Origin of the sequence: Shewanella chilikensis (assembly GCF_037953065.1) — a bacterium.
GTDB classification, from domain to species: domain Bacteria; phylum Pseudomonadota; class Gammaproteobacteria; order Enterobacterales; family Shewanellaceae; genus Shewanella; species Shewanella chilikensis.
The window spans coordinates 3,456,483-3,480,780 of sequence record NZ_CP149966.1 but is presented as its reverse complement, the minus strand read 5'-3'; the positions used below and the strand labels follow the sequence as shown (position 1 = coordinate 3,480,780).

The 24,298-nt window shown below is 51.6% G+C and carries 21 protein-coding genes and 4 pseudogenes; 13 read left to right on the top strand and 12 right to left on the bottom strand.

The window, feature by feature from the left end; all coding sequences use genetic code 11:
- Positions 1-161: 161 nt before the first annotated feature.
- The 6 genes and pseudogenes from WKR14_RS15815 to WKR14_RS15790 form a co-directional block, all read left to right on the top strand.
- A complete protein-coding gene (locus tag WKR14_RS15815) occupies positions 162-794 on the top strand; it encodes a YqiJ family protein (RefSeq protein WP_115389888.1) in 633 nt (210 codons plus the stop codon).
- 26 nt (positions 795-820) lie between these two features.
- Positions 821-2,653 carry a flotillin family protein gene (locus WKR14_RS15810; RefSeq protein ID WP_123116802.1) on the top strand — a complete coding sequence of 611 codons (1,833 nt, stop codon included), beginning with the start codon at positions 821-823 and terminating at the stop codon, positions 2,651-2,653.
- A 1,521-nt stretch (positions 2,654-4,174) separates the two neighbouring features.
- Positions 4,175-4,777 carry a DUF4145 domain-containing protein gene (locus WKR14_RS15805; protein WP_339086849.1) on the top strand — a complete coding sequence of 201 codons (603 nt, stop codon included), beginning with the start codon at positions 4,175-4,177 and terminating at the stop codon, positions 4,775-4,777.
- Positions 4,778-4,878: 101 nt separating this feature from the next.
- Positions 4,879-5,508 carry a hypothetical protein gene (locus tag WKR14_RS15800; protein WP_339086847.1) on the top strand — a complete coding sequence of 210 codons (630 nt, stop codon included), beginning with the start codon at positions 4,879-4,881 and terminating at the stop codon, positions 5,506-5,508.
- 168 nt (positions 5,509-5,676) lie between these two features.
- Positions 5,677-6,657, top strand: coding sequence for an IS5-like element ISEc68 family transposase (locus WKR14_RS15795; protein ID WP_000082736.1), 981 nt, complete (start codon positions 5,677-5,679; stop codon positions 6,655-6,657).
- A gap of 301 nt (positions 6,658-6,958) precedes the next feature.
- Positions 6,959-7,199: pseudogene (locus WKR14_RS15790) on the top strand (alpha-amylase family glycosyl hydrolase); the annotation flags it as partial.
- A 759-nt stretch (positions 7,200-7,958) separates the two neighbouring features.
- Here the strand turns inward: WKR14_RS15790 and WKR14_RS15785 are convergent.
- A complete protein-coding gene (locus WKR14_RS15785; RefSeq protein WP_339086844.1) occupies positions 7,959-8,933 on the bottom strand; it encodes a transposase in 975 nt (324 codons plus the stop codon).
- A gap of 87 nt (positions 8,934-9,020) precedes the next feature.
- Here WKR14_RS15785 and WKR14_RS15780 point away from each other — a divergent pair.
- The 3 genes and pseudogenes from WKR14_RS15780 to WKR14_RS21405 all read left to right on the top strand — a co-directional run.
- Positions 9,021-9,161 (top strand): annotated as a pseudogene (locus WKR14_RS15780) (IS30 family transposase); the annotation flags it as partial.
- Positions 9,162-9,260: 99 nt separating this feature from the next.
- Positions 9,261-10,085, top strand: coding sequence for a hypothetical protein (locus tag WKR14_RS15775; protein WP_335922234.1), 825 nt, complete (start codon positions 9,261-9,263; stop codon positions 10,083-10,085).
- A 178-nt stretch (positions 10,086-10,263) separates the two neighbouring features.
- Positions 10,264-10,341, top strand: a pseudogene (locus WKR14_RS21405) (transposase); the annotation flags it as partial.
- A gap of 217 nt (positions 10,342-10,558) precedes the next feature.
- On the opposite strand, the gene WKR14_RS15770 reads toward WKR14_RS21405, so the two are convergent.
- Positions 10,559-11,533, bottom strand: a complete 975-nt coding sequence (locus WKR14_RS15770; RefSeq protein ID WP_339086841.1) for a transposase — start codon at positions 11,531-11,533, stop codon at positions 10,559-10,561.
- A gap of 111 nt (positions 11,534-11,644) precedes the next feature.
- Between WKR14_RS15770 and WKR14_RS15765 the strand changes: the two are divergent.
- A pseudogene (locus WKR14_RS15765) lies at positions 11,645-12,127 on the top strand (5'-nucleotidase); the annotation flags it as partial.
- Between the two features lie 22 nt (positions 12,128-12,149).
- A complete protein-coding gene (locus tag WKR14_RS15760; protein ID WP_144225284.1) occupies positions 12,150-12,353 on the top strand; it encodes a hypothetical protein in 204 nt (67 codons plus the stop codon).
- 695 nt (positions 12,354-13,048) lie between these two features.
- On the opposite strand, the gene WKR14_RS15755 is transcribed toward WKR14_RS15760, so the two are convergent.
- Positions 13,049-13,681, bottom strand: a complete 633-nt coding sequence (locus WKR14_RS15755; RefSeq protein ID WP_286995412.1) for a DUF2913 family protein — start codon at positions 13,679-13,681, stop codon at positions 13,049-13,051.
- 295 nt (positions 13,682-13,976) lie between these two features.
- Between WKR14_RS15755 and WKR14_RS15750 the strand changes: the two genes are divergently transcribed.
- Together WKR14_RS15750 and WKR14_RS15745 are read left to right on the top strand one after the other, a co-directional pair.
- Complete coding sequence (locus WKR14_RS15750) at positions 13,977-14,534, top strand: DJ-1/PfpI family protein (RefSeq protein WP_028781593.1); 558 nt, start codon at positions 13,977-13,979, stop codon at positions 14,532-14,534.
- 77 nt (positions 14,535-14,611) lie between these two features.
- Entirely contained in the window at positions 14,612-14,932 is a 321-nt protein-coding gene (locus tag WKR14_RS15745) for a ribbon-helix-helix domain-containing protein (protein ID WP_107005966.1), read from the top strand.
- Between the two features lie 94 nt (positions 14,933-15,026).
- Here the strand turns inward: WKR14_RS15745 and WKR14_RS15740 are convergent, their stop codons facing one another.
- From WKR14_RS15740 to nadD, 9 genes are all read right to left on the bottom strand, one after another.
- Positions 15,027-16,328 (bottom strand): DEAD/DEAH box helicase, encoded by a 1,302-nt coding sequence (locus WKR14_RS15740; RefSeq protein ID WP_039034330.1) that lies wholly within the window; start codon positions 16,326-16,328, stop codon positions 15,027-15,029.
- Positions 16,329-16,600: 272 nt separating this feature from the next.
- A complete protein-coding gene (locus tag WKR14_RS15735) occupies positions 16,601-17,782 on the bottom strand; it encodes a serine hydrolase (RefSeq protein ID WP_101055801.1) in 1,182 nt (393 codons plus the stop codon).
- A gap of 128 nt (positions 17,783-17,910) precedes the next feature.
- Entirely contained in the window at positions 17,911-18,702 is a 792-nt protein-coding gene (locus tag WKR14_RS15730; RefSeq protein ID WP_165565495.1) for a septal ring lytic transglycosylase RlpA family protein, read from the bottom strand.
- On the bottom strand, positions 18,689-19,684 hold the full coding sequence (gene mltB / locus WKR14_RS15725; RefSeq protein WP_234556335.1) for a lytic murein transglycosylase B: 996 nt from the start codon (positions 19,682-19,684) through the stop codon (positions 18,689-18,691). The genes WKR14_RS15730 and mltB overlap by 14 nt, the downstream gene beginning before the upstream one ends.
- An 11-nt stretch (positions 19,685-19,695) precedes the next feature.
- Positions 19,696-20,799, bottom strand: coding sequence for a rod shape-determining protein RodA (rodA, locus tag WKR14_RS15720; RefSeq protein WP_101055798.1), 1,104 nt, complete (start codon positions 20,797-20,799; stop codon positions 19,696-19,698).
- Positions 20,783-22,627 (bottom strand): penicillin-binding protein 2, encoded by a 1,845-nt coding sequence (mrdA, locus tag WKR14_RS15715; RefSeq protein ID WP_373296846.1) that lies wholly within the window; start codon positions 22,625-22,627, stop codon positions 20,783-20,785. Before mrdA ends, rodA begins: the two co-directional genes overlap by 17 nt.
- An 87-nt stretch (positions 22,628-22,714) precedes the next feature.
- The gene (gene rlmH, locus WKR14_RS15710; protein WP_039034324.1) at positions 22,715-23,185 is read right to left on the bottom strand and encodes a 23S rRNA (pseudouridine(1915)-N(3))-methyltransferase RlmH; all 471 of its coding nucleotides are present in this window, start codon (positions 23,183-23,185) and stop codon (positions 22,715-22,717) included.
- Entirely contained in the window at positions 23,185-23,514 is a 330-nt protein-coding gene (gene rsfS / locus WKR14_RS15705) for a ribosome silencing factor (RefSeq protein ID WP_025011675.1), read from the bottom strand. Before rsfS ends, rlmH begins: the two co-directional genes overlap by 1 nt.
- Before the next feature lie 91 nt (positions 23,515-23,605).
- Positions 23,606-24,298, bottom strand: coding sequence for a nicotinate-nucleotide adenylyltransferase (gene nadD / locus WKR14_RS15700; protein ID WP_226564718.1), 693 nt, complete (start codon positions 24,296-24,298; stop codon positions 23,606-23,608).

Genomic DNA, 24,298 nt, shown 5'->3' with positions numbered 1-24,298 from the left:
GGCTAACATTAATGTGAGCCGCTGCAGATTTCTGACGTCGAATGCAGATAAAAGCTATTGGAGTCCAAGCTTGCCAAGGGTTACACTCAGTGACGACCTGAAATAAACAGGCTTATATGGAATATTGACGACAGGTACAGTCGTCTACAAGGAGGAATCCTGTGCTGGACTTTTTTCTGGCCCAGTCCAATCTGCCCTATGCTGTAGCCTTGGCGATAGTGGCACTGCTTGGAGTGATAGAGGGACTCACATTAATCGCGGGTATCAGCCTGATGGCCGCCATGGATGACTGGCTTCCCGATGCCGATCTTGATACTGACCTGCCTCAGGGCGGACTGACAGCACTGGCCGGTTGGCTCTGCCTGGATAGGCTGCCTGTGCTCATCTGGTTTGTGCTGGCGCTGGGATGTTTCAGTATTACGGGCTACCTGCTTAACTATTTTTCCTGGCTGCTCACCTCTGCCCTGTTGCCGCAAGTGTTTTCTTTGCTGCTGGCCTTGCCGTTGGCGGCGGTTGCCTGCCATTTCCTCGGTGGGCAGTTGGCTAGAGTTCTTCCCAAAAATGAATCCAGCGCCGTCTCAATCGAAGATCTCAGCGGCAGCGTCGGCACAGTAACACTCGGCTGCGCCATCAAGGGTAATCCCAGCGAGGCCGTGGTTCAGGATCAGTACCGTCAGAAACACTATGTCCTGGTCGAACCCGAAGACGAAGACACCGAATTCCCGGCAGGGGTGCAAGTGGTGCTGCTAAGACGCAGCGGCCGCGTGTGGTCTGCCACCCGTTTTGAACAATAATCTAACCAAAGAAGGAAACAACAGGAATGGAAACCATCCCGGGTTTAAATACCAGCGGCACCAGTATGTTGCTGTTTACCGCAGGCGCAGTAGTGCTCTGTTTGTTGGTGATAGGGTTTATTTTTGCCAAGCTCTATTGCCGCGCCACCAAAGAGATGGCCTTTGTGCGCACGGGTTTCGGTGGTGAAAAGGTAGTCAAAGATGGCGGCGCCATTGTCCTGCCGGTACTGCATGAAATTATTCACGTCAATATGAACACCCTGCGCATCGAAGTGGGCAAGACTCAAAAAGATGCCCTGATCACCAAAGACAGGATGCGGGTGGACGTCAAGGCCGACTTTTACTTGAGGGTGGCCCCCAATGCCGAAGGTATCTCCATGGCGGCCCAGACATTGGGCGGTCGCACCAATAGGGTGGAAGAGCTCAAGAAGCTGATGGAATCCAAGTTTGTTGACGTGCTGCGCGCCGTGGCTGCCGAAATGAACATGACAGAGATGCACGAGCAGCGGGCCGACTTTGTACAGCGGGTGCAGAACAACGTTGCCAACGATCTCGAGAAAAACGGTCTGGAACTGGAGTCGGTTTCTCTGACAGGCTTTGACCAGACAGAGCTGGAGTTCTTCAATGAGAACAACGCCTTCGACGCCGAAGGTCGTGCCAGACTCGCCAAGATCATCGAAGAAAAGCGTAAAGAAACCAACGACATTCAGCAGGATAACCGGATCCAGATTGAGCTGCGTAACCTGGAAGCCGAAAAAGAGTCGCTGAATATCGAAAAGGCTGAAGAGGAAGCACGTCTGATCCAGCAGCAGGCACTGGAGTTCAAGCGCGCCGAGCAAAAGGCCGAGATCATCAAGCAGAAAGAGCAAAAGCAGCGTGAGGAGCGGGAGGCGGAAATCGCCAAGGAACGCGCCATCGAGTCGGCGGAAATTGAAAAGACCAAAGACATAGAAACCCGCGAGATTGAAAAGCGTAAGCAAATTGAGCAGGCCAGAATTCAACAGTTGCGAGATATCGAAGTCTCCGAACAGGAGAAACAGATTGCGGTTGCCGCCAAGTCGGAAGAAGAATCTGCCGCCAGGGCCCGCGCCGCCGAGGCCGAAAAGCTCAAGGTTGAAAAAGAGGAAGCGGTAATCACAGTGCGTCAGGTGGCTGAGGCCAATCGTCGCAAAGAGATTGAAGTTATCGACGCCCGTAAAGAGGCAGAGCGGGAAGCCGTTGGGGTTACAGTTCAGGCTGAAGCCGAGAAACGCGCCGCCGAAGACAGATCCATAGCGATACTGACCGAAGCCCGCGCCAGTGCCGATGCCAAGATGCTCAAGGCCGAGGCCGATGAGAAGGTGTATGCGGTGGAAGCGGCCGGTAAACAGGCGCTGCACGAAGCCGAGAACGTGTTGCGTGACGAGCAAGTTGCCCTGCAGCGTTCACTGGCGATCCTCAAAGTTCTGCCGGAAATCGTCGCCAATGCGGTTAAACCACTGGAAAACATCGAAGGCATCAAGATCCTTCAAGGCTATGGCAGCGGCGTAACCGGCCAATTGGGGACAGCTTCCGATGGCGCCGGTGTCAAGGGCGGCATTGCCGAGCAAGTGACCAGTGCAGCGCTCAACTACCGTGCCAATGCGCCCGTGGTCGATGCCATGCTCAGAGAGTTGGGGCTGGTAGATGCCGAAAAGGGCGGGCTGAATGATCTGCTTAGCGGCAACAATATGCTCACCCATGAAGCGCTGCAAATCGCCCGGGATACCAAGGCCAGTGCCGAGCCCAAAGTGGAGACGGTAAAGCCTGTCAGCCAAAACAATGTGGCCTATGAAGTGACTTTGGATATAGATAAGCCTGAGCAACCGAGAAACGCTTAAGCCCGGTTGTACTCATCAATGCCCTCCAATAGGAGGGCATTTTCTTATCAGGCATAGCCTCGGAAAATTCGTTTTCAATTCGCCAAACTAGTTTCGGCTACACCAACATGCAAACAACGCCTAGCGGCGGCTTTGAAGGAAAGTCGGTGCAATTCTGTTAGCGCTGAGTAGCTTGAAACATCTGAAGTGTCTGCAGACATACACCTCATTTCCAGGCACAGGCGGAACTGTGACCTTCCGAGCCAGGGATGGTGAGGCAGAGCTTACAGGGAAGTACTCGCAGCGAGTCACAGGATCGCCTGTACGAAAAGCGCACCGCAGGTGATGGGGGGAAAATTAACCAGCAGCTCAGCGCAAGTTTTTTGGTGAGTTTGGGCTTAAAGCCATGATAGCCGCTGTGCCAGCGGCCTAAAGTCGTGGTGTTCCACACCACACCGGGCAAGGGGCTTTGCTTGTCCAAAGCCCCTTGCATCCCCAAGGACACCCCGACGTAGCCGAAATCCCCGCTGGCTTATGAAACAAATTGGCTACACTCAGGACTCGCATCCTTGCTCGACCTTCGAGCCTCGACATCCCTGTCTCGGCTACGCCAATTTGCAACAACGCCAGCGGCGGCTCCGAAGGGGGATTCGGTGCAATTCTGTGACAATGGAGTAGCTTGAAATATTTGAGAGATCTGCAGATATACGCCTAATTCTAGGCACAGGCGGAACTGTGACCGTCGAAAACAGGGACGTTTTCGTCGAGGCTACATGGACGTATTCACGCCGTGTCACAGGATCGCCTGTGCGAAAGGACCGTTCTTGGACGTCCTGTCCTTCACTGCATTCGGGCTTCCTGCCCATTCGCACCGCAGGTGATGGGCTACACTGTGGCCGGAAGCTTGGCCAGTACTAACTTAGGAACTTTTAGCTGGAAGCAATGCTAGCCGCTGTGCCAGCGGCTTAAAGTCGTGTCGCTTTGGGTTTCCAATCCAGTCAATTCTGCTTCAAAAACAAACCAAATCAGGGTTTTGTTGCCTTTGTCAGAACTTGACCTTTGGCTAATTGTTTTCAAATTCAGTACTGGGTATTGTATAACCAATTCAAACGCTTAGCTTTAGCACTTTCTTAAGCTTAAGGCCGAAAGCAACAACACTTTTCTGCATTAAGCGGAATGCAGGGACAAACAGAGTTTGGACCCGTGCGGTAGCCATGGCTTCACTCAACGTTTTTGTAGGCCTGGGTTGTAGGGCGCTTTGGGTTGTAGGGCTCGGGTTGTACGGCTTGGCGCGCTCATGACAAGCACCTCAGAACTGATTTTTTATACAGTATTATTGATGTTCCAGGAAAAATGCCGGGAATCTGTAGCTAAGTTTGCGCGTTATTTCCGTAACATTCCAGGAAATATTTTTAAATTCAAAAGGTTAAAAAATACAGCTGGTAGATAATAGGTTTAGAAACCGCGCATGCGCGTTTACACTCATCTGAGGACTAAAACGCGCATGCGCACTATACAGCTGTTAGCCTTAAAGGAAATTTTGTGCCAAATTATCTATCAATATACTGTCCAAGTTGTCATAGACATACGTCTCTTGATCCTGCCCCGGTTAAATATAAAAGTGGATCATATACATACACAACAGAAGCCTTTTGGGAGCAGGATTATCAAAACACATGGTGGATGGGAGTGTGTAATTCCTGTAATGAACCCGTTCTGGTGTTAAATAAAGGTGAAAAAGTCTATCCCTCACCGTTACCAAAGCCAACTGACCAAAATGTACCCGAAGCAATCCGTAATGATCTCGATGAGGCGAAGCAATGTTTTTCCGTTTCAGCTTTTCGTGCTGCGGCTGTTATGGCCCGAAGAGTTATGCAAGTGGCTGCAACAGACAAAGGAGCTAAATCAGATAAACTCGTTTCACAAATAGCAGAACTTCAAGCCAACGGTGTAATAACGAAAGATCTTAAGGAGTGGGCAGATGCCGTAAGATGGATTGGAAATGATGCTGCTCACCCAAGCAAAACGACTGTTACACATGATGAGGCTGAAGATGTTCTCCATCTGGCTGAACAATTTCTACATGTCATATATGTGGCTCCTGCGTTGGCTGCAGGACTTAGAAAGAAGTTAGGTAAAAGTTAGGCTAACAAGCGCATGTTGTTCGCCCCTGCGGGGCTGGGACCTCCGTTCCGCTGCGCTTCACTGCGGCCCCAAATGCGGGCGTTAGGTTTTAGGAGTTCAAATTGAAGTACTTTAAGCGTGAAAATATCATTCTGATTGGGGCTATTTTCGTTACAGTGGCAACTTTAGGTGTGTTTTTCATTCAGTTTCATTCCGGACTTTCTAATGATCAAGGCGACTGGGGAAGCTTTGGTAGTTATGTAGGTGGTGTTCTTGGGCCATTATTCGCATTTTTAGCGTTTTTAGCTGGTCTAGAGAATCTAAAGTTTCTTAAACGACAGCAAGTAAACTCAGAGATCTTACTTACAATCCGCTCATATGAACAAGATCTGAAAAATTCATATGAAATGGTCGTTACCTGTGAGTCTCCATGGGTTTGGGGACATGATATTGGCGCTTTTGATGATTTAACAGAATTGCCTTTGCGAACATTGCTAGAAAGTGATTCCATAGACTGGGAGCATCATTTATCAGAATTGAGGGAAAGCTTAAAGTTTCGCAAGCAACCCAATGGCGTACTATTCCAAGATCGAGATATTTGGTTACAGGCACATAATGCTGCAAAAGGTCTATTTCAATATATTGAGCTGTATCGAAAGCAGGGCGGTGATCAGTCTATTATTGCTTATTATTTTGATACATATGAAATCCCGTACAATAGGCTTATGCAGAGTTCTTGGATACAAACCTAACAAGGCGTTTAAGGCAGATTCCCAACGCTTGGCATTTTTCATCCCCTCGCTGGGTTTTGTGTTTACTGGTATGGTCAATAACAAAGACACCCATTATTAGGGAAGGTGCGAATAAGTCCGAGATGTGAGATCATCGTGTTGTAACCTGAACCCAGAATGAGTAACCGGATGAGCCAGCAACTGACTTTTGCCGACAGTGAGTTTTCCAGTAAACGCCGCCAGACCCGCAAAGAAGTTTTCCTTGGCAGAATGGATGACTTGCTTCCCTGGGACAAATTACTTGGCGTTATCGAGCCTGTGTATCCCAAGGCCGGTAATGGTCGCAGGCCCTATCCGCTGGAAACCATGCTGCGTATTCACTGCATGCAGCAATGGTACAACCTGAGCGATGAGGCCATGGAAGATGCCCTCTATGAAATCGCCTCCATGCGACAATTTGCTCGCCTGTCACTGGATAAAGCCATTCCAGACCGCACTACCATCATGAATTTCCGGCATTTGCTGGAGCAGCATGAACTGGCCCGCAAAATCTTCAGTACCGTTAATCACTGGCTAGCAGAGTGTGGCGTTCTAATGACCCAGGGCACCTTGGTGGATGCCACCATCATTCAAGCCCCCAGCTCTACCAAAAACAAACACAACAGCCGTGATGAAGACATGCACCAGACCAAGAAAGGTAACCAGTGGTACTTCGGCATGAAAGCGCACATTGGCGTGGACGCCAAAAGTGGCCTGACCCACAGTCTGGTGACCACGGCGGCTAACGAGCACGACCTCAATCAGGTTGGCAAGTTACTGCATGGCGATGAAGAATTTATCTCAGCCGATGCTGGTTATCAGGGGGCCGAAAAGCGCGATGAGCTCAGCGATGTCAGCGCAGACTGGCTTATCGCCAAGCGTCCCGGCAAAGTGAATGCATTGAAGCAACACCCGCGCAAGAACAAGCTGGCCATCCGTTACGAATACCTGAAAGCGAGTATCCGAGCGAAGGTTGAGCATCCATTTCGGATAGTAAAATGTCAGTTTGGTTTCGTCAAAGCCAGGTACAAGGGGCTGGCTAAAAACGACAGTCAACTGGCGATGTTATTCACCCTAGCGAACCTGGTTCGAGTTGACCAATTGATACGGGCACAGGCGAGATCTACCTGAAATGAGGAAATTGGCCTGAAACAGGGCCAAAATCAGCCACGAAGAGACGATTTTGGGCTGAAAATTGGAAAATTGAGCCACAGGACGTCGATAAAGGACGGTTTGGGGCGTCATATCGGGAGCTGCGGACCACTTAATCGCAGCTTCCTTAGCTGAGCGATGAAAAGATAGGACAGTCATATCTTTTTGATGTTTCGCCCAGGCTTGACTAGAAAAAGATAGGACAGCCATATCTTTTTGATGTTTCGCCCAGCTTTGACTAGGCTTTGAAATACCCATCAAAGCTCAGTCGAGATTGGTTATGACCACCGCCCGTCGCCAGTTGATAGATGCTGAAAGTACGCCCTTTTACCACGTGATTAACCGTTGCGTGAGAAGGGCATTTTTGTGTGGTGAAGATGCACTGTCGGGGCGCAGTTACGAACATAGACGTGGCTGGATAGTGGATAAAATCAGGCAGTTGTCGTCAGTATTCTGCATCGACGTTTGCGCTTATGCGGTCATGAGTAATCACTACCATTTGGTGCTCAAAATCGACCTTGCAGCGCAACAATCGTTGTCGCCATTTGAAGTCATTGAGCGTTGGACAGGGCTCTTTAGTGGCAATCCTGTGGCGGCAAAGTTCCTCAAGGGCGATAGTCTATCAGACGGTGAACGAACACAACAAAGACACCCATTATTAGCTGAGTGAAGACTCTAGTTGCCTGGTTCACAGAAAAACTGATGTTTTCACTGGGAGAAAACCATCTTTCAAACCTTTCGAGTGGCGCTCGGTTATTGAAATGAGCGCAAAAGTCGAATTTCAGACACGATGTCGGTCGAACAAAGTTCGATTGGAGATGAATATCTTGGAGCCTCGGGGATTCAGCTAAACAGCTGCTGACAATTAGCGGCCCCTTGCCTTCGTCGTCGCTGTAAGTGAGTACAGTAGTCGGTAAAAAGCACAACAAAGACACCCAGCATTAGCGAAGCACAACAAAGACACCCAGCATTAGCTGAGTGAAGGTTCTAGTTGCCTGGATTACAGAAACACTGATGTTTTCACTGGGAGAAAATTATCTTTCAAGCACAACAAAGACACCCAGCATTAGCGAAGCACAACAAAGACACCCAGCATTAGCTGAGTGAAGGTTCTAGTTGCCTGGATTACAGAAACACTGATGTTTTCACTGGGAGAAAATTATCTTTCAAGCCTTTTGAGGGCCATTCAGTTATTGAAATGAGCGCAAAAGTCAAATTTCAGACACGATGTCGGTCGAACAAAGTTCGATTGAAGAAAAATATCTTGGAGCCTCGGGGATTCAGCTAAACAGCTGCTGACAATTAGCGGCCCCTTGCCTTCGTCGTCGTTGCAGGTGAGTACAGTAGTCCGTAAGAGATTCCAGTGTACCAACCGGCCCCTTGAATAGACGGCTAAAGTTGGTCGTCAACTTGAGCCAGTTGTCGATGGGGATGTTTAAACGATTCAAAATGGTTGTTGTGCCGGCAGTAATGTGGCCGCGCTTGTCGTGGCGGATAATACGTCCGGTATCATCGACCAGTTGCAGATAATCCTTGGCTTCAAAGTGCAATCCTTGTGGCATGTTCAGCCGTTCATTGCCGACAAAGGGTAACAGCTCAGGTGTGTTTTTGCCTTGCATCGCGGCCCGTATCCGCCGTTGAATACTGGTATAGTCTGAGTCTTCTGGGGTTTTGGCTATTCCCGCGCGGATAGGGTTCAAGTCAACATAAGCCATGCAGGCCAATACGGCTGCGTCATCCAACAATGGCTGGGATTTGAAGCGGCCTTCCCAAAAGCGACCACTGCAACCGTCTTCCCGATTGGCCTGTCTGGCAATAGGTTCATTGAGCGCACGCATGAACCAACTGATATCCATCAAACGTTGGCGATAGACTTCAGTGGTTTGTTGCAGGGTGAGATATTCAATATCAGAAAGTATTTCACCGCGGAGAAAACGCTGAGATAACAGGGTTCCACTGTAAAGCAGACGCCAATGCTGTAAAACCTGCTCCAATGTCCATTCAGTGGCGGTTTTCAAGTCAACTCTGAGTACCAAATGCAGATGATTGGACATGACCGCATAAGCACACAGGTCAATGGCGAACACTGCCGCCAGTTCCAATAAGCGCGACTCAACCCAATTACGGCGATGTTCATAACTCTTGCCGGAATAATCATCAACGCCACATAGAAAGGCGCGACGTACACAGCGGGAGATGCAGTGATAGAAGGGGGTATCCTGAAGACTAACTTGAGCATATCTTGGCCTCGGCATGGCATCCTTTCCTTTTCAAAGGCTCCATTCAAGCCTAGACAAGGAGCCAACAATCCGCCAAGAATTATGGGTGTCTCGGTAGTCCGCATACGGAAAGGCACCGATTTGCGGACGGTAACTGATAAGCAAATTAGTGAGATTGAACGGGCATTAAATGCCAGACCGAGAAAGTGCCTCGGCTTCAGGCAACCTATTGCGGTATTCAATGAATTACGCAAGGCAGCCTAATTTAGCGAGTGGTGCACTTCGGAGTTGAATTCGCGCTAAAACGCGCATGCGCACTATACAGCTGTTATAAATCCTACTCAACATTGGGTGTAATTAAATATGAGTAATGAATTAACGATGTCTTTTTTGACTGCACTGCTTGTTTTAGTAGGCATTGCTCAGATTAGAATGCTGTTTAGCCAAAAGCATCAAAATCAACTTGCTTTACTTCAGGATTATAGAAACAGGTGGTGGAGCTTAAAAAAACAATGGGCGAGAACTGTGTATGTTGGACGAGGAGAAAAGGACTATTATCAAGTCGCAGACCAAGCTCAACTTACAGAATTAGAGCAATTAAAAGGGGATTATTCTTTAAGTGCACCTACAGTATGGGCACTAGAGTCAGTGCGAGGAGTATCTAATATATTTAGTGATATTTGTATACGTATTCTTCAAGGGCACTTAGACATCAAAGATGTATATCCGATATTTGGCAGCGAGTTACTGCGACAAGGTCGTCCACTAAGAGTACTTCTCGATGTTTACTACCCTCAAGATCATGACCCAATGGAGAGCAGAGCGCATAGAGGAATTAGGAGGGAAGTGCAAGATTGGTTGGTTTATCATGACGGAATAAGACGACGCTGCTTGATATTGATTGATCTCTTATGGGCAGAAGGCGTTCGTCTTGGTGATATATGCCCTACTGACATAAAAAAAGCAGCTATAGCTAAAGTCCATACAGCTAACAAAATAAATAATAGATTGGGTGAGGAAACACGAAAAGTTAATGGCTCGATGTCTCTCATCAGAATAGTGAAACTTAAAAGTCATTTAAAAAATGCTCAGTATCGCAAAGGCTTTTGGGAGAACGGGCTTGATGAGGTCGAGTTAGATGAACGTGAAAAAAAGTGGGAAGCAATGCTACTTAGAGAGAGTGTCTGATCAGATTTATAACAAACGACTATGGCGTCAATCCTTTATTTTGGGCGATGTTTTGGTCCCAGAAAGATAGGACAGAAAGATAGGAGGACAGAAAGATAGGACAGCCATATCTTTTTGATGTTTCGCCCTGGCTTGACTAGGCTTTGAAATACCCATCAAAGCTCAGTCGAGGTTGGTTATGACCACGGCCCGTCGCCAGTTGATAGATGCTGAAAGTACGCCCTTTTACCACGTGATTAACCGTTGCGTTAGAAAAGAGCACAACAAGCACAACAAAGACACCCATTATTAGCTGAGTGAAGACTCTAGTTGCCTGGTTCACAGAAAAACTGATGTTTTCACTGGGAGAAAATCATCTTTCAAGCCTTTTGAGGGCCATTCAGTTATTGAAATGAGCGCAAAAGTCAAATTTCAGACACGATGTCGGTCGAACAAAGTTCGATTGGAGATGAATATCTTGGAGCCTCGGGGATTCAGCTAAACAACTTCTGACAATTAGCGGCCCCTTGCCTTCGTCGTCGCTGTAAGTGAGTACAGTAGTCGGTAAGAGATTCCAGTGTACCAACCGGCCCTTTGAATAGACGGCTAAAATCAGTCGTCAACTTGAGCCAGTTGTCGATGGGGATGTTTAAACGATTCAAAATGGTTGTTGTGCCGGCAGTAATGTGGCCGCGCTTGTCTTGGCGGATAATGCGCCCGGTATCATCGACCAGTTGCAGATAATCCTTGGCATCAAAATGTAATCCTTGTGGCATGTTCAGCCGTTCATTGCCAACAAAGGGTAACAGCTCAGGTGTGTTTTCGCCCTGCATCGCGGCCTGTATCCGCCGTTGAATACTGGTATAGTCTGAGTCTTCCGGGGTTTTGGCTATTCCTGCGCGGATAGGGTTCAGGTCCACATAAGCCATGCAGGCCAATACGGCTGCATCATCCAATAGCGCCTGGGATTTGAAGCGGCCTTCCCAGAAGCGACCACTGCACCCGTCTTCCCGATTGGCCTGTCTGGCAATAGGTTCATTGAGCGCACGCATAAACCAACTGATATCCATCAAACGTTGGCGATAGACTTCAGTGGTTTGTTGCAGGGTGAGATATTCAATATCAGAGAGTGTTTCACTGCGGAGAAAACGCTGAGATAACAGGGTTCCACTGTAAAGCAGGTGCCAACGCTGTAAAACCTGCTCCAATGTCCATTCTGTGGCGGTTTTCAAGTCGACTCTGAGTACCAAGTGCAGATGATTGGACATAACTGCATAGGCACACAAGTCAATGGCGAACACTGCCGCCAGTTCCAATAAGCGCGACTCAACCCAATCACGGCGATGTTCATAACTCTTGCCGGAATAATCATCAACGCCACATAGAAAGGCGCGACGTACACAGCGGGAGATGCAGTGATAGAAGGGGGTGTCCTCAAGACTAACTTGAGCATATCTTGGCCTCGGCATGGCATCCTTTCCTTTTCAAAGGCTCCATTCAAGCCTAGACAAGGAGCCAACAATACGCCAAGAATTATGGGTGTCTCGGTAGTCCCTCGGTAGTCCCTATTTGATGCAGATGCAGTTCTATTTAGCGAAGAAAGTGAGTTAGTTAACCAGACTGAAGGTCTCGGCAAATTCTGGGAAACTGAAGACCTCCAAAAGGAAATCCCTCTTCAGGAAGGTCCTCATGCAAACTTACTTAGAAAGCTTTCAAAGATACAAGAAAGGCTGCCAGGCCGGATTGAGTACTCTCCGGTTAGACTAGCAATAATGACCGCCAGAAATAGTCCAGCGGAAATGAGGGTTATAAACACTATAAGAGCATGGAATGTTTATATTGATCAGGCATTTTTTCTTGGCGGGTTGCAAAAAAGCAGATTCCTGAAAGCATTCAAGCCACATATTTTCTTTGATGATCAGGATTCACATTTGGATGCAGCGGCATTGGATGTACCGAGTGCTAAAGTGTTGTATCCAAGTGATTCTCCATTGAAAAAAATATTCGAAGAAAAACAGGCTAACAAATCAATCCAGTCGACCGCTGACGCGCCGACTGATTGAGGCGTTATGACTAAAAGGAGATATGATGGATATTGATATCCAGGTTGAGAAGGATGGAGAAACATTTGACGGTTACTTCACCTTCAGTGGAAATATGATCACCGTATATTACGAAGGTGATTATCGGAGCACTCAGATTGATGGTGCTGCTGGAAATATAGATTCACTCGCAAAGCAGATGTTGCGAGGTCTTGTCTATGCTAGTAAATCTAAGAAAAACTCATAACAAGCGGCCGTTGATGCCACTGAAAATCGTGGCGGGACGCGTAAGACAAGTAAACAACAAAGACACCCATTATTAGCTGTGTGATAGCCGCTGTGTCAGCGGCCTGAAGTCGTGGAGCTTCGCCCCACACCCGAGAAAAGAGGGCTGTATCGACTCGCCCCTGATTCGACTGAGCTACGTTAGCATCTGCCGGACAGGAGTCCCAATGCCGTGAAGGGCAGGACGCCCGTGAACGGCCATGCCTCAGACACGTTATTTGTGCCAACGGCTTTTGGCGACACCGAGGGGGAATAGGTGCAACTCTGTTAGCCCTGAGTTGCTTGAAACATCTGAAGTGTTTGCAGACATACACCTCATTTCCAGGCACAGGCGGAACTGTGACCTTCCGAGCCAGGGATGGCGAGGCAGAGCTTACAAGGACGTACTTGCAGCGAGTCACAGGATCGCCTGTACGAAAGGTGCACCACAGGTGATGGGCTACACCGTGGCCGGAAGCTCGGCCAGGAACTTTTAGCTGGAAGCTATGATAGCCGCTGTGTCAGCGGCCGAAAGCCGCAACCCTTTGACCTTTCCCCCATGATTGAACACAAAGTGGATTCAGCGAACTTGGCCGGGGGACTGATAAACCGAGAAATGGCTCTTGCGGTGAGAGTGTTCACCAGTGCTACTTCCAAGGTCATTTCCGATGCTGAAAGTTAAGCCTTGAGCAATGCCAATGCGGGCTGTTGGTTATCAGGATAGAGTCGATAAGCCTTATGGTGCTTGATGCAACTGGCTTTCTTATCCCCCTGGCTGAATAGAAGCGCATGTTTGACAGCAAACTGGGCAATCAACTGCTCGTCGGCGCGGATGTAAAGGGTGATGGGTTTGATCAATTTGCCATCGAGCAGATGCTGCTGATGCTGCTCGGTGGAGATCACCAAGCTGTTTTGCCCCTGGCTGTCTAATTTGAGTTTACCGCTTACTTCACAGTCGAGGATGACGAGCCAGCCTTCGGCTTGGAGCTCGGCAATCAGGTTCTGGAGCGATTGCCCCACTGCGGCATTATTGATGGCTGGCAGATACTGCGCCTGGATACGTTGAAGCACCTCGGGTAACTTGGCACCGGCCCCCAGGCTTCGGCCCTCTCTTATCCAGCGAGTGAGATCTTCTGCCACTAACTTTGAGAAACGTTTCTCTTTTAGTGACTGCACCATCCAGTTGCAGAGAAAATGACTTTCCGCTGCCGGGGTCTTGATGCTGCCGGCAGCATGGTTACGTTCCGCCAAAGCAGCGAGGCCGGCTTGGGTTAATGCCAGCAAGGCCTGATTGTAGCTTTGTTCTGTCATTGTTTTTCCGCGTGTAAGAGATATGGATCGCGCGCTGAGTATACCCTATGCTGCAGTTATCAATATCAGGTAGACAAAGAAAAACCACCACAATGGTTATCAGTAAGACAGTTATCCGGTCTGTCTTCGCAGCTATCTTACTGTAAATTTTTCAATCTCAAGGATATCTCTTGTCTGCCGGGCAACAGGGTTGTTTAATGAACAGTGTGAGGTAGTAGCCGGTTGTTACCTCTGCCTCTATGGGCTTGGTTAAGATGAGTCTGATGGTGAGTCGATGGAATAACAGGAGAAGACAATGGCTAACGTATTGATCCTTGCAGGTGATTATGTGGAAGACTATGAAATCATGGTGCCGTTTCAGGCGCTGCAGATGGTGGGCCATAAGGTGACTGCCGTGTGCCCTGAAAAAGAGGCCGGTGATACTGTCAGGACGGCTATTCATGATTTTGAAGGCGATCAAACCTACAGTGAAAAACCTGGGCACAATTTCGTTCTCAACGGTGACTTTGAGCAGATAAGTGCCGATGACTTTGATGCGCTGCTGATCCCCGGCGGCCGAGCACCCGAGTATCTGCGTCTCTATGATGAAGTGCTTGAGCTGGTGAGGGCTTTTGCCAAGGCGGATAAGCCGATTGCCGCCGTCTGTCATGGGGCGCAGCTGCTGACCGCCGCCGGAGTGGTGCAGGGCAAGAAGGTGTCGGCTTATCCCGCCTGTGCCCCCGAAGTGCGCCAAGCCGGTGGTGAATATGCCGATATCGAGGTGACAGAAGCGATTACTGACGGCAAGTTGGTTACAGCGCCGGCTTGGCCTGCTCATCCTCAGTGGTTGGCGCAGTTCCACGCCTTACTCTGAATTCCACTGCCCAGGGCCTTGTCCGCTCTGACGGCCAAAGGTCATCTTAACGGGTCTTTCACTTGGCCGGAGATGCTATGTGTGAAATCTATTCCGGGGCGGATCCCGCCTTGTTTGAGTTGAAAACCCGCTCGGTGCGTTTGGGTGGCGTCGTCACCAGTATTCGCCTGGAAGCGATTTTTTGGCAGTTGCTGGAGGATATCGCTGCCGAGGCGGGGTTGAGTCTCGGTGAGTGCCTCAGCCGTATCCACCAAGAGGCCTGCTGCAAGGAAGGGCGAGTCAGCAATTTTGCATCCTTGCTGCGGGTGGCTTGCACCACCTATCTCAATCGCGGTGAGCGCTTGTCCCTTAGGGGAGCAAGCTTTGCCGCTGAGAATGCAAGTGTTTCCAGCCAGTGATAAATCCAGCTAAAACTCAACTAGCCAAAAGCCGCGCAGTGCGCGGCTTTTTAATGATTCAACATAGGAGCAAAAGCCCGTCAAGCGGGGCGGCTCATTTGAGCTTCTTGGGCTTGATGCCGCTGGAGCCGACTTTAACCTTAACTCTGCGGCCGGACATGCTCTTTTCCGCTGCGACCTGCTCCGAGGCGCTGCTGGCGCCCGGCTTTTTCTTGGCGAAGCTGCGGCGCTTTTGCAGTTGCTTGAGCAGGAGATCGCGATTACTCACTTCATAGCCTGGCATCATGATGCGCTTGAGTTTTTGGCCGATCAGTTTTTCGATGTCGGCCAGAGTGCGCTCTTCTTCGCGGCTGACAAAAGAGATGGCGACACCTGTCTTGCCGGCGCGGCCGGTGCGACCGATACGGTGCACATAGTCTTCTGCCAGGAAGGGCAGATCGTAATTGACCACATACTCGAGATCCGGAATATCCAGGCCGCGGGCGGCCACTTCGGTGGATACCAATACCCGTACCTTGCCTTCCTTGAATTCTCTGAGCGCCCGGCGGCGGCTGCCCTGGGCTTTTTCACTGTGCACTACGGCACTGGCGATACCGTCGAGATTCAGCTCCTTGACCAGATGATCCGCATCTTCACGGGTGGCGGTAAACACCAGCACCTGCTGCCAGTTCTTGCGCCCGATAAGTTCAGACAGGAGTTCACGCTTGCGGCGCTGCTCTACCGGGTAGACTACCTGGCTGACGGTCACCGCTGTGGTGTTTTGGCGGTCGGCCGTGATGACCTTGGGCTTGTTCATTATCTCATCGGCCAGGCGCCTCACCGCGCCAGAGAAGGTGGCCGAGAACATCAGATTTTGCCGCTGCTTGGCGGCGCTCTGAAGTATTTTGTTGATATCGTTGATAAAGCCCATATCCAGCATACGGTCTGCTTCATCCAATACCAGCACTTCCAGCGAGCCCAGACTCAGGTTACCGGCCAGTAGTTGTTCCAGCAAACGCCCCGGAGTGGCCACCACTATGTCGGCGCCTTGTTTGAGCTTGTTGACCTGAGATGCCGACTTGACGCCGCCAAACAGGGTGGCCACCGACAACTGCAGGTATTTGCCGTATTGGCGGGCATTGTCGGCAACCTGGGACACCAGCTCACGGGTCGGTGCCAGGATCAGGGCCCGGATATTGCCGGGTTTGAGTTCGAGCGGGTTATCCTGCAGGCGCTGCAAAATAGGCAGCACAAAGGCGGCTGTCTTGCCTGTGCCCGTCTGGGCGCTGGCCAGTACGTCCTGACCACGGCGAACCGCAGGGATGGCCTGTCTCTGAATCGGTGTCATGCTCTCATAACCGCACTCTTTGAGCGCACGGAGTATTTCGGGGGCAAAACTGTAAGATTCAAACTTCATCTCGATATTCCTGTATTCAACCGCTTGGCGTGTGTCTTAGCTGTTTCGGGTGTCGGCGGCCCAAATGCCGGAAGCTCAGGCCTGAGTAAACGCCAAGTGCCGGGATAACCCGGGCGGGCGCGGAGTATAGCAAAAAAATCCATCAAGGCCCGCTCATTTCTGCTTTATTCTTGCGCTGCAAGGATAAATGACCTTAGGCATTGCGGATATCACTGTTTTGGGCAGATACAAGAATGCCGCCCGCAGGCGGCATTCTCTCACTATTTATCGGCTTAGTTGAACCAGCCGGCAAACATCTGCTTGAAGTAGTCCATCAGCTTGCTGAACCAGCTGCCTTCGTTGACTTCTTCCAATGTCACCAGAGGGAACTGGGCAATGTCTTTACCATCAAGCTGGAAGTATACCCGGCCGACGACTTCACCCTTGGCCAGCGGTGCGGTCAGCTCTTTGGTCAGTTCGAAGTTGGCTTGCAGGTTTTTGGCCTGACCCCGGTTGATGGTCACTGGAGTGTCAGTGGTTACACCCAAGTCCACTGTGTCACGGTCGCCGTACCAGATCTTCTGGGTGACAAAGCTGTCACCGGCCTTGTAAGGGGTGATGGTTTCAAAGAAACGGAAGCCATAGTTGAGCAGTTTCTTGCTCTCGGCCTTACGGGCGGCTTCACTCTTGGTGCCCATGACCACGGCAATCAGGCGCATGCCGTCTTTGGTGGCTGAGGATACCAGGTTATAGCCGGCACCCGAGGTGTGGCCTGTCTTGATACCGTCGACATTGAGGCTGTTATCCCACAAGAGGCCGTTACGGTTGTACTGCTTGATTCCGTTGTAGGTAAAAGACTTTTCCTTATAGATATCGTATTCGTCGGGTACATCACGGATGAGGGCCGCGCCCAGCAGCGCCATATCATAGGCGGTGGACTTGTGGTTGTCCGAATCCAGGCCGTGGGAGTTTTCAAAGTAGCTGTCACGCATGCCCAGCTGCTTGGCCCAGGAGTTCATCAGATCGACGAAGGCGCCTTCGGTTCCGGCAATGTGCTCGGCCATGGCGACACAGGCATCGTTACCGGATTGGATGATGATACCTCGGTTCAGATCCGAGACTTTAACCGTCTTGCCGACTTCGATAAACATCTTGGAGGAGTCGGGGAAGTTCTTCGACCAGGCGTTCTTGCTGATGGTCACATCGTCATCGGCAGAGACGTTACCCGCCTTGATCTCCTGACCTATGACATAGCTGGTCATCATCTTGGTCAGGCTGGCTGGGTTGAGGCTTTCATAGGCGTTATTTTCCGCCAGTAAGCGCCCTGAGTTGTAATCCATCAAGACATAGGCCTTGGCGGCAACATCCGGTGCATCTGGGACGACTATCGGGGCATTGTTGGCCTGTGCGGCGGAAACTGAGGCACAGGCGAACAACAGAAAGGCTTTCGCGGGACTTTTTACAAAATTCATCATTACCTGAATACGTCTTCTGGTTGGAGTCGGAAAATATGCTGAAATTCGCAGCGAGTATAACATTAGTCGACCGGAAATTTCAGTTAAGGTTCCTTAATTAGTTAAAAATATGGTGGAATTTTGAACGCTTATGATTTTGGTTCAGTCACCATATAGCTGCCCGGGAAGCCTTCCTGCTTCAGCTTTTCCAGCAATTTGGCGGCAATACCTTCATGGCTGACCGGCCCGAGTTGCAGCCTGTATACCGGCTTGGCATCTGTGATTCGGCTCTTGACCTGGTATTTGGCTTCAAGTGTGGATGCCAACTCGAGCAGACGTTCGCGCGAGCCAGATGCCATCACCTGTACATAGTGCAGATTATCGCTGCGAAGCTCGGCCATGGTCTGGCTCTCTTCACTGTCCTCAAACAGGACTTCCAGCCTCACCCTGGCGGTGCCTGTCTTCAGCATGTCCAGTCGGTACGCCGCGGCGTAGGATAGATCTATCACCCGGTCGGGGTGAAAAGGGCCACGGTCATTGACCCTGACCACCGCGCTCTTGTTGTTGGCCAGGTTGGTGACCCGGACATAACTGGGCAGTGGCAATGTCTTGTGCGCCGCCGACATGGAGTACATGTCATAGGTTTCACCGTTGGAGGTCAGATGGCCGTGAAACTTGGCGCCATACCAGGATGCCAGCCCTTCGGCCTTGTAACCTCTGCCGGATGGCATCACCTGGTAGGATTTGCCTCTGACCTGGTAATCCTTGTTGCCCTGTTTGCTGTAGGGCTCGAACCTGGGGTGGGCATCTTCCACCTTGGAGACATCCGGGGCATCGGCCGGAGGCCTATCATCTTTCATGGTGTAACGGCCCGAGTTGCCGGCACAGGCGGCCAGCAGAATCGAAGCGGTCAGCGGCAGCAATAGTTTAAGTCTTGTCATGGTGGGCTTTGAGTTGTTCACTGAATTGATAAACCGCCATGGCGTACAGCGGGCTGCGATTGTAACGGGTGATCACATAGAAGTTGTTCAGCCCCAGCCAATACTCTTTGGCATCGGCCTGTTCCAACTCGATAAGCAGCGCTTTTTGGCTGGCATCCAGATCCCGGTTTTCCTTCAGTGCCACCTCGGGAGAGAGGATATCGGCCACTTGGTAATTGAGCTTTTCTCCCTTCCAGACCTTGGCCTTGGGCGTGGCCGTGGTGCTCAGTTCCAGCGCCACCGGTTCACCGGCTTTCCAGCCGTGGCGGTGAAAATAGTTGGCTACTGAGCCTATGGCATCGTCGGCACTGCCTAACAGATCCCGCTTGCCGTCACCGTCAAAGTCGACGGCGTAGGCCAGATAGCTTGAAGGGATAAACTGGCCATAGCCCATAGCACCGGCGTAGGAGCCCAGGAGGGTTTCCTTATCGAGTTGCTCCTCTTTAAGCAGCGTCATCAGCTTGGCAAATTCGCCGCGAAAGAAAGTCGCCCGTGGCGGGTAGTAGAACCCCAGGGTATAGAGGGCATCGATCACCGGGTACTTGCCCATGTAACCGCCGTAGAAGGTTTCAATACCGATAATGGCGACTATGATTTGCGGATCCACGCCGTAGGTCTTGGCGGCGCGCGCTATGGTTTGCTCATGTTGCTGCCAGAAATTCAGCCCGGCTTCGAGGCGCTTTTCGGTCAGAAAAATGGGGTAGTACTGATGCCAGGGTTTAGCCTCCCAAGGGCTGGAAATTGCGTCCAATACCGCCTGGTTTTTTTGGGCCGAGGCGAGAAAGCTTTCGACTTCTTGCTGGCTAAAGCCTTGGCTTTGTTGCTGTTTGATAAAATCCTGCTTGAGCTGCTCGGAAGTGGGCACCTCGGCGGTGGCACAGGCGCTGAGGTTGAGACTCAGCAGCAGGCCCAGTGGGGCGAGCAGCTTTTTGAATGTCGGCATCTAAGGCGTTCCTATCTGTCGATGAAGCGTCTATGGGTGTGAATACTCATTAGAATGCCAAAAGCGGCCATCAATGTCAGCATAGAGGTGCCGCCATAACTTATCAGCGGCAGCGGGACTCCCACCACGGGTAAAATACCGGACACCATGCCGATATTCACAAACACATAAACGAAGAAGGTGAGTGTCAGCGAGCCGGCCAGCAAGCGGGCAAAACTGGTTTGGGCTCTGGAGGCGATCACCAGGCCGCGGCCGATCACATAGAGATAGAGCGCCAACAGCAGCAAACTGCCGATAAGGCCAAACTCCTCGCCGATCACGGCGAAGATAAAGTCGGTATGACGCTCCGGCAAAAATTCCAGCTGCGACTGAGTACCATCGAGCCAGCCCTTGCCCCAGAGTCCGCCTGAACCTATGGCAATTTTGGACTGAATGATGTGGTAGCCGGTACCGAGTGGATCGGCCTCGGGATCCAGCAAGGTCATCACCCGATTGCGCTGGTAGTCGTGCATCAAAAAGAACCATAGAATCGGCAGCAGCGCCAACACGGCGGCGATAAAACCGCCGACAATGGCCCAGCTCATGCCGGAGAGAAACAGTACAAAAATCCCCGAAGCGGCCACTAGAATTGAGGTGCCGAGATCCGGCTGTTTGGCGATAAGCAGAGTAGGGATCAGCAAAATCACCCCGGCACCGGCCAGATAACGCTTCTTCGGCGGCAAAGGAAACTTGGAGATAAACCAGGCCATGGTGATCGGGAAGGCCAGTTTCATCAGTTCAGACGGCTGAAACTCCATAAAGCCCAGGTTGAGCCAGCGTTGGGCGCCCTTGTTGATCTCACCGAAGAAATGTACCCCCAGCAGCAGCGCGACCCCGGCAATATAGATGGGCAGTGCCCAGCGGCGAAATACCTCGGGGTTAATCTGGGCAAGAATCAGCATGAGTCCGAGAGACAACCCCATGCGGAACAGCTGCCGCTCCATCATGGCCAGGTCTTCGCCGCTGGCAGAATAGATGACGAACAGGCCAAAGCCCATCAGGCCCAGGATGCCGAGCAGCAACGGCAGATCGATATGCATCTTCTGCCAGATATTGGGTTTACGGCTGTGGCTCATGTTTCAACTCCCAGGTATCCCGTAGCAGATATTCGTCCAGCATGGCCCGGGCAACCGGCCCGGCGTTGGCGCCGCCCCAACCGGCGTTTTCCAGTACCACCGCCAGCACTATTTTCGGATTTTCGTAGGGGGCATAGGCAATGATCAGCGCGTTGTCGCGCAGATGCTCGTCAATGGTGTCCGCATCATACTTCTCATCTTCGGCAACGCTGAAGACCTGGGCGGTACCTGTCTTCATCGCTGCGGTATAACTGGCATCAGTGAAGCGACTCTTCTGCGCGGTGCGGCGCATCGCCTCGTTGATAATCTCCCAGTTGTTTTTGTTTTTCAGCACTATCGGCGGCCTTTCATCTACCGGCGTCTCTATGCGGGCTGTGTTGTCCTTGATGGCCTTGAGCAGGTGCGGGGTAAAACGCTTGCCGCGGTTGGCCAAAATGGCTGTGGCATTGGCCAGTTGCAACGGCGTGGTGGTCCAGTAACCCTGGCCAATCCCGACCGAGATGGTGTCGCCTATGTACCAGGGTTGGTTGTACTTGAGGCGTTTCCAGTCTCTCGATGGCATTACCCCGGCAGACTCTTCGAAGATATCCACCCCGGTATTCTGACCGAAGCCGAATTGATCCATAAAGCCGGAAATCTTGTCGATGCCCACCTTGTAGGCCATGTCGTAATAAAAGGTATCGCAGGAGTTGACTATAGAGTCATAGACATCCACCCAGCCGTGGCCCCAGCGTTTCCAGTCGCGATATTTACGGTCGACCCCAGGGATCTGCCAAAAGCCGGGATCCCAGATGCGGGTCTTCTCGCTAATGGTTTGATCTTCCAGCCCCAGGAGTGCCAGATGTGGTTTGACCGTGGAGGCCGGAGCATATTGCCCTTGGGTTGCGCGGTTAATCAAGGGGCGCGAGCGGCTGTTGAGCAGCTCGCTGTAGGCCTTGGAACTGATCCCGTGCACAAACTGGTTCGGGTCATAGCTAGGGCTGGAGACCATGGCCAGAATACCGCCGTCTCTTGGGTCTATTGCCACGATTGAGCCGCGGCGGCCATCCAAGAGTTCAGTGGCTTTTTGCTGCAGCTGCAGATCCAGTGTCAGGTAGATATCCTGTCCTGGCTCGGGCTGGGTCACTTTGAGGGTGCGAACACTGCGCCCCAGGTTATTGACCTCTTCCTCCAAATGCCCGGGCAGGCCGTGGAGCAGGCTCTCATAGAATTTTTCTATCCCCTGTTTGCCTATGTCCTTGGTGGCGGCATAGTTCTTCCAACTGCCGGAGCGTTCCAGTGCGTCTCTGTCCTTGGAGTTGATTTTGCCGACATAGCCCAGCACATGGGTTAGCAGGCTGCTGTAGGGGTAGTGGCGTTTAAGACCGGCATCAACATAGAAACCATCGAACTTGTGTTGGTTAACACTGAATAGGGCCACCTCATCTTCCGTCAGCCGGGTCTTGAGCGGCAAGGGCTTGAAGCGACGGTGATATTTCAGTGACTCGGTGAAGCTGTCGCGCTCATCCTGACTGAGGTCGATAACGGTTGAGAGTTCATCCAGAGTCTGCTGCATGTTCTTCACCTTCTCCGGGATCACTTCCAGGGTGTAGAAGGGCAGGTTCTCTGCCAGCAGCTTGCCGTTGCGGTCATAGATCAGGCCGCGGCTGGGTGCCAGCGGTACCACTCGGATACGGTTATCATTGGAGCGGGTTTCGTAGTCTTTGAAAGACACCACCTGCAGATAGTAGAGGTTGCCGAGCAACAGGCTAAGCAAAGCGACCACGCAGACAAAGGTAAACAGCGCCCGGCGTTTGAACAGTGCCGCCTCGGCGGCGTGATCATGCATGGTTATTCGCTTTCTACGCGGCAATGGATTCTCTCCGGCTCAAACTGTTAATGCAAAGTCAGCTAATGCAAGTGGCTCTTGGGCGCCTTATTCCCTGTGGTAGGGATGATTGTTGTTGATGCTCCAGGCCCGGTAAAGACTCTCGGCCACCACGACTCTCACCAAGGGGTGGGGCAGGGTCAGGGCCGACAGACACCAGCTTTGGCTGGCGGCTTGTTTACAGGCGGGAGCCAAGCCTTCCGGGCCACCAATCAGCAGGCTGACATCCCGGCCATCGAGCTGCCATTTCTCCATGGCAGAGGCGAGTTCCGGAGTTGTCCAGTTCCTGCCCGGCAGATCCAGAGTGACGATATGGTTGCCCTTGGGGATCGCGGCCAACATGGCTTCGCCCTCTTTTTGCAGAATACGGGCGATATCGGCATTCTTGCCCCGCTTGCCGGCGGGAATTTCAACCAGCTCCAGCGCCATGTCCCTGGGGAAGCGGCGCTGGTACTCGGCGAAACCCTTGCTGACCCAGTCCGGCATTTTGGTGCCTACGGCGACGAGTTGCAGTTTCATCAGGCGTTGGCGTCAGACCAGAGTTTTTCCAACTGGTAATGTTCGCGGGTTTGCTCCTGCATCACATGCAGAATCACATCACCCAGATCCACCAGAACCCAGTCGCTGCTGTCGCGGCCTTCTACGCCCTGAGGTTGCATGCCGGCTTGCTTGGCTTCGGCAACCACATTTTCAGCAATGGCGCGAACATGGGTCTTGGATGTGCCTGAGCAGATAACCATAAAGTCGGTCACGTTGGACTTTTTGCTGACATCCAGCACGACTATGTCCCGAGCCTTGAGATCATCGACCTTGTCGACAACAAATTGTTTCAGTTCTGTGCCTTGCACGCTGAAGATCCTCTCATGTTTTTGATCAAGCGCAGTAGTATATCAGCGCTGGCGGGCAAGTCCCATAGCATTTATCGCCCATCCACCGCAGTTAACCGCCAAGATAGAGGCGGTTTGCGACTATATACTCGAGCACGGCTTTGGGCATGGCGGCGCGGCAGGCATTTATGTCACCGGCAGCGATGGCGCGGCGAATGGCCGTGGAGGAGAAAGGCTGCGGCTTGACCGAGAGGCTGATGATTTTGCCGTATTGTGCTTTTTCAATGCCACCGCTACTGCCATTGCCATTTGCATCGTCACAGACTCTTGCCGCCAAGGCCTGGGTGACCGAGCAGCCTCTTTGGGCCAGTTCGGTTTGGATTTCGGCGTCCTTTGGCAGGTGCCAGTCCGGGCGCTGGCAAACCACCAGGTTACACAGGGAAAACAGCCGCTGCCATTGATGCCAGCTCGGCAGCGACAGCAAGGAATCTGTACCCATGATGAATTGAAATTCGGCGCCTGGGAAAGCCTGCTGCAGCGCTTCCAGCGTCGCGACGCTATAGGAGGGGGCATTGCGCTTGAGCTCGATATCGCAAATGTCCATATCGGGGAACTCGTCGCAGGCCAGTTTAAGCATGGCCAGGCGCTGCTCGCTGCTGGCGGTGGCTTTGGCCTTGTGCGGCGGAATATGGTTCGGCAGCAACCAGAGCTTATCCAGCTCTAGCCGGGCTTTGACTTCGGCTGCGGGTTTGAGGTGACCATAGTGAACTGGGTCGAAAGTACCGCCCATCAGCCCGATACGCAT

Coding starts and splice junctions, on each gene's coding strand:
- WKR14_RS15810 (WP_123116802.1), top strand. CDS start 821: ATGGAAACCATCCCGGGTTTAAATACCAGCGGCACCAGTATGTTGCTG.
- WKR14_RS15795 (WP_000082736.1), top strand. CDS start 5,677: ATGAGCCAGCAACTGACTTTTGCCGACAGTGAGTTTTCCAGTAAACGC.
- WKR14_RS15785 (WP_339086844.1), bottom strand. CDS start 8,933: ATGCCGAGGCCAAGATATGCTCAAGTTAGTCTTCAGGATACCCCCTTC.
- WKR14_RS15775 (WP_335922234.1), top strand. CDS start 9,261: ATGAGTAATGAATTAACGATGTCTTTTTTGACTGCACTGCTTGTTTTA.
- WKR14_RS15770 (WP_339086841.1), bottom strand. CDS start 11,533: ATGCCGAGGCCAAGATATGCTCAAGTTAGTCTTGAGGACACCCCCTTC.
- WKR14_RS15760 (WP_144225284.1), top strand. CDS start 12,150: ATGATGGATATTGATATCCAGGTTGAGAAGGATGGAGAAACATTTGAC.
- WKR14_RS15755 (WP_286995412.1), bottom strand. CDS start 13,681: ATGACAGAACAAAGCTACAATCAGGCCTTGCTGGCATTAACCCAAGCC.
- WKR14_RS15750 (WP_028781593.1), top strand. CDS start 13,977: ATGGCTAACGTATTGATCCTTGCAGGTGATTATGTGGAAGACTATGAA.
- WKR14_RS15745 (WP_107005966.1), top strand. CDS start 14,612: ATGTGTGAAATCTATTCCGGGGCGGATCCCGCCTTGTTTGAGTTGAAA.
- WKR14_RS15740 (WP_039034330.1), bottom strand. CDS start 16,328: ATGAAGTTTGAATCTTACAGTTTTGCCCCCGAAATACTCCGTGCGCTC.
- WKR14_RS15735 (WP_101055801.1), bottom strand. CDS start 17,782: ATGATGAATTTTGTAAAAAGTCCCGCGAAAGCCTTTCTGTTGTTCGCC.
- WKR14_RS15730 (WP_165565495.1), bottom strand. CDS start 18,702: ATGACAAGACTTAAACTATTGCTGCCGCTGACCGCTTCGATTCTGCTG.
- mltB (WP_234556335.1), bottom strand. CDS start 19,684: ATGCCGACATTCAAAAAGCTGCTCGCCCCACTGGGCCTGCTGCTGAGT.
- rodA (WP_101055798.1), bottom strand. CDS start 20,799: ATGAGCCACAGCCGTAAACCCAATATCTGGCAGAAGATGCATATCGAT.
- mrdA (WP_373296846.1), bottom strand. CDS start 22,627: ATGCATGATCACGCCGCCGAGGCGGCACTGTTCAAACGCCGGGCGCTG.
- rlmH (WP_039034324.1), bottom strand. CDS start 23,185: ATGAAACTGCAACTCGTCGCCGTAGGCACCAAAATGCCGGACTGGGTC.
- nadD (WP_226564718.1), bottom strand. CDS start 24,298: ATGCGTATCGGGCTGATGGGCGGTACTTTCGACCCAGTTCACTATGGT.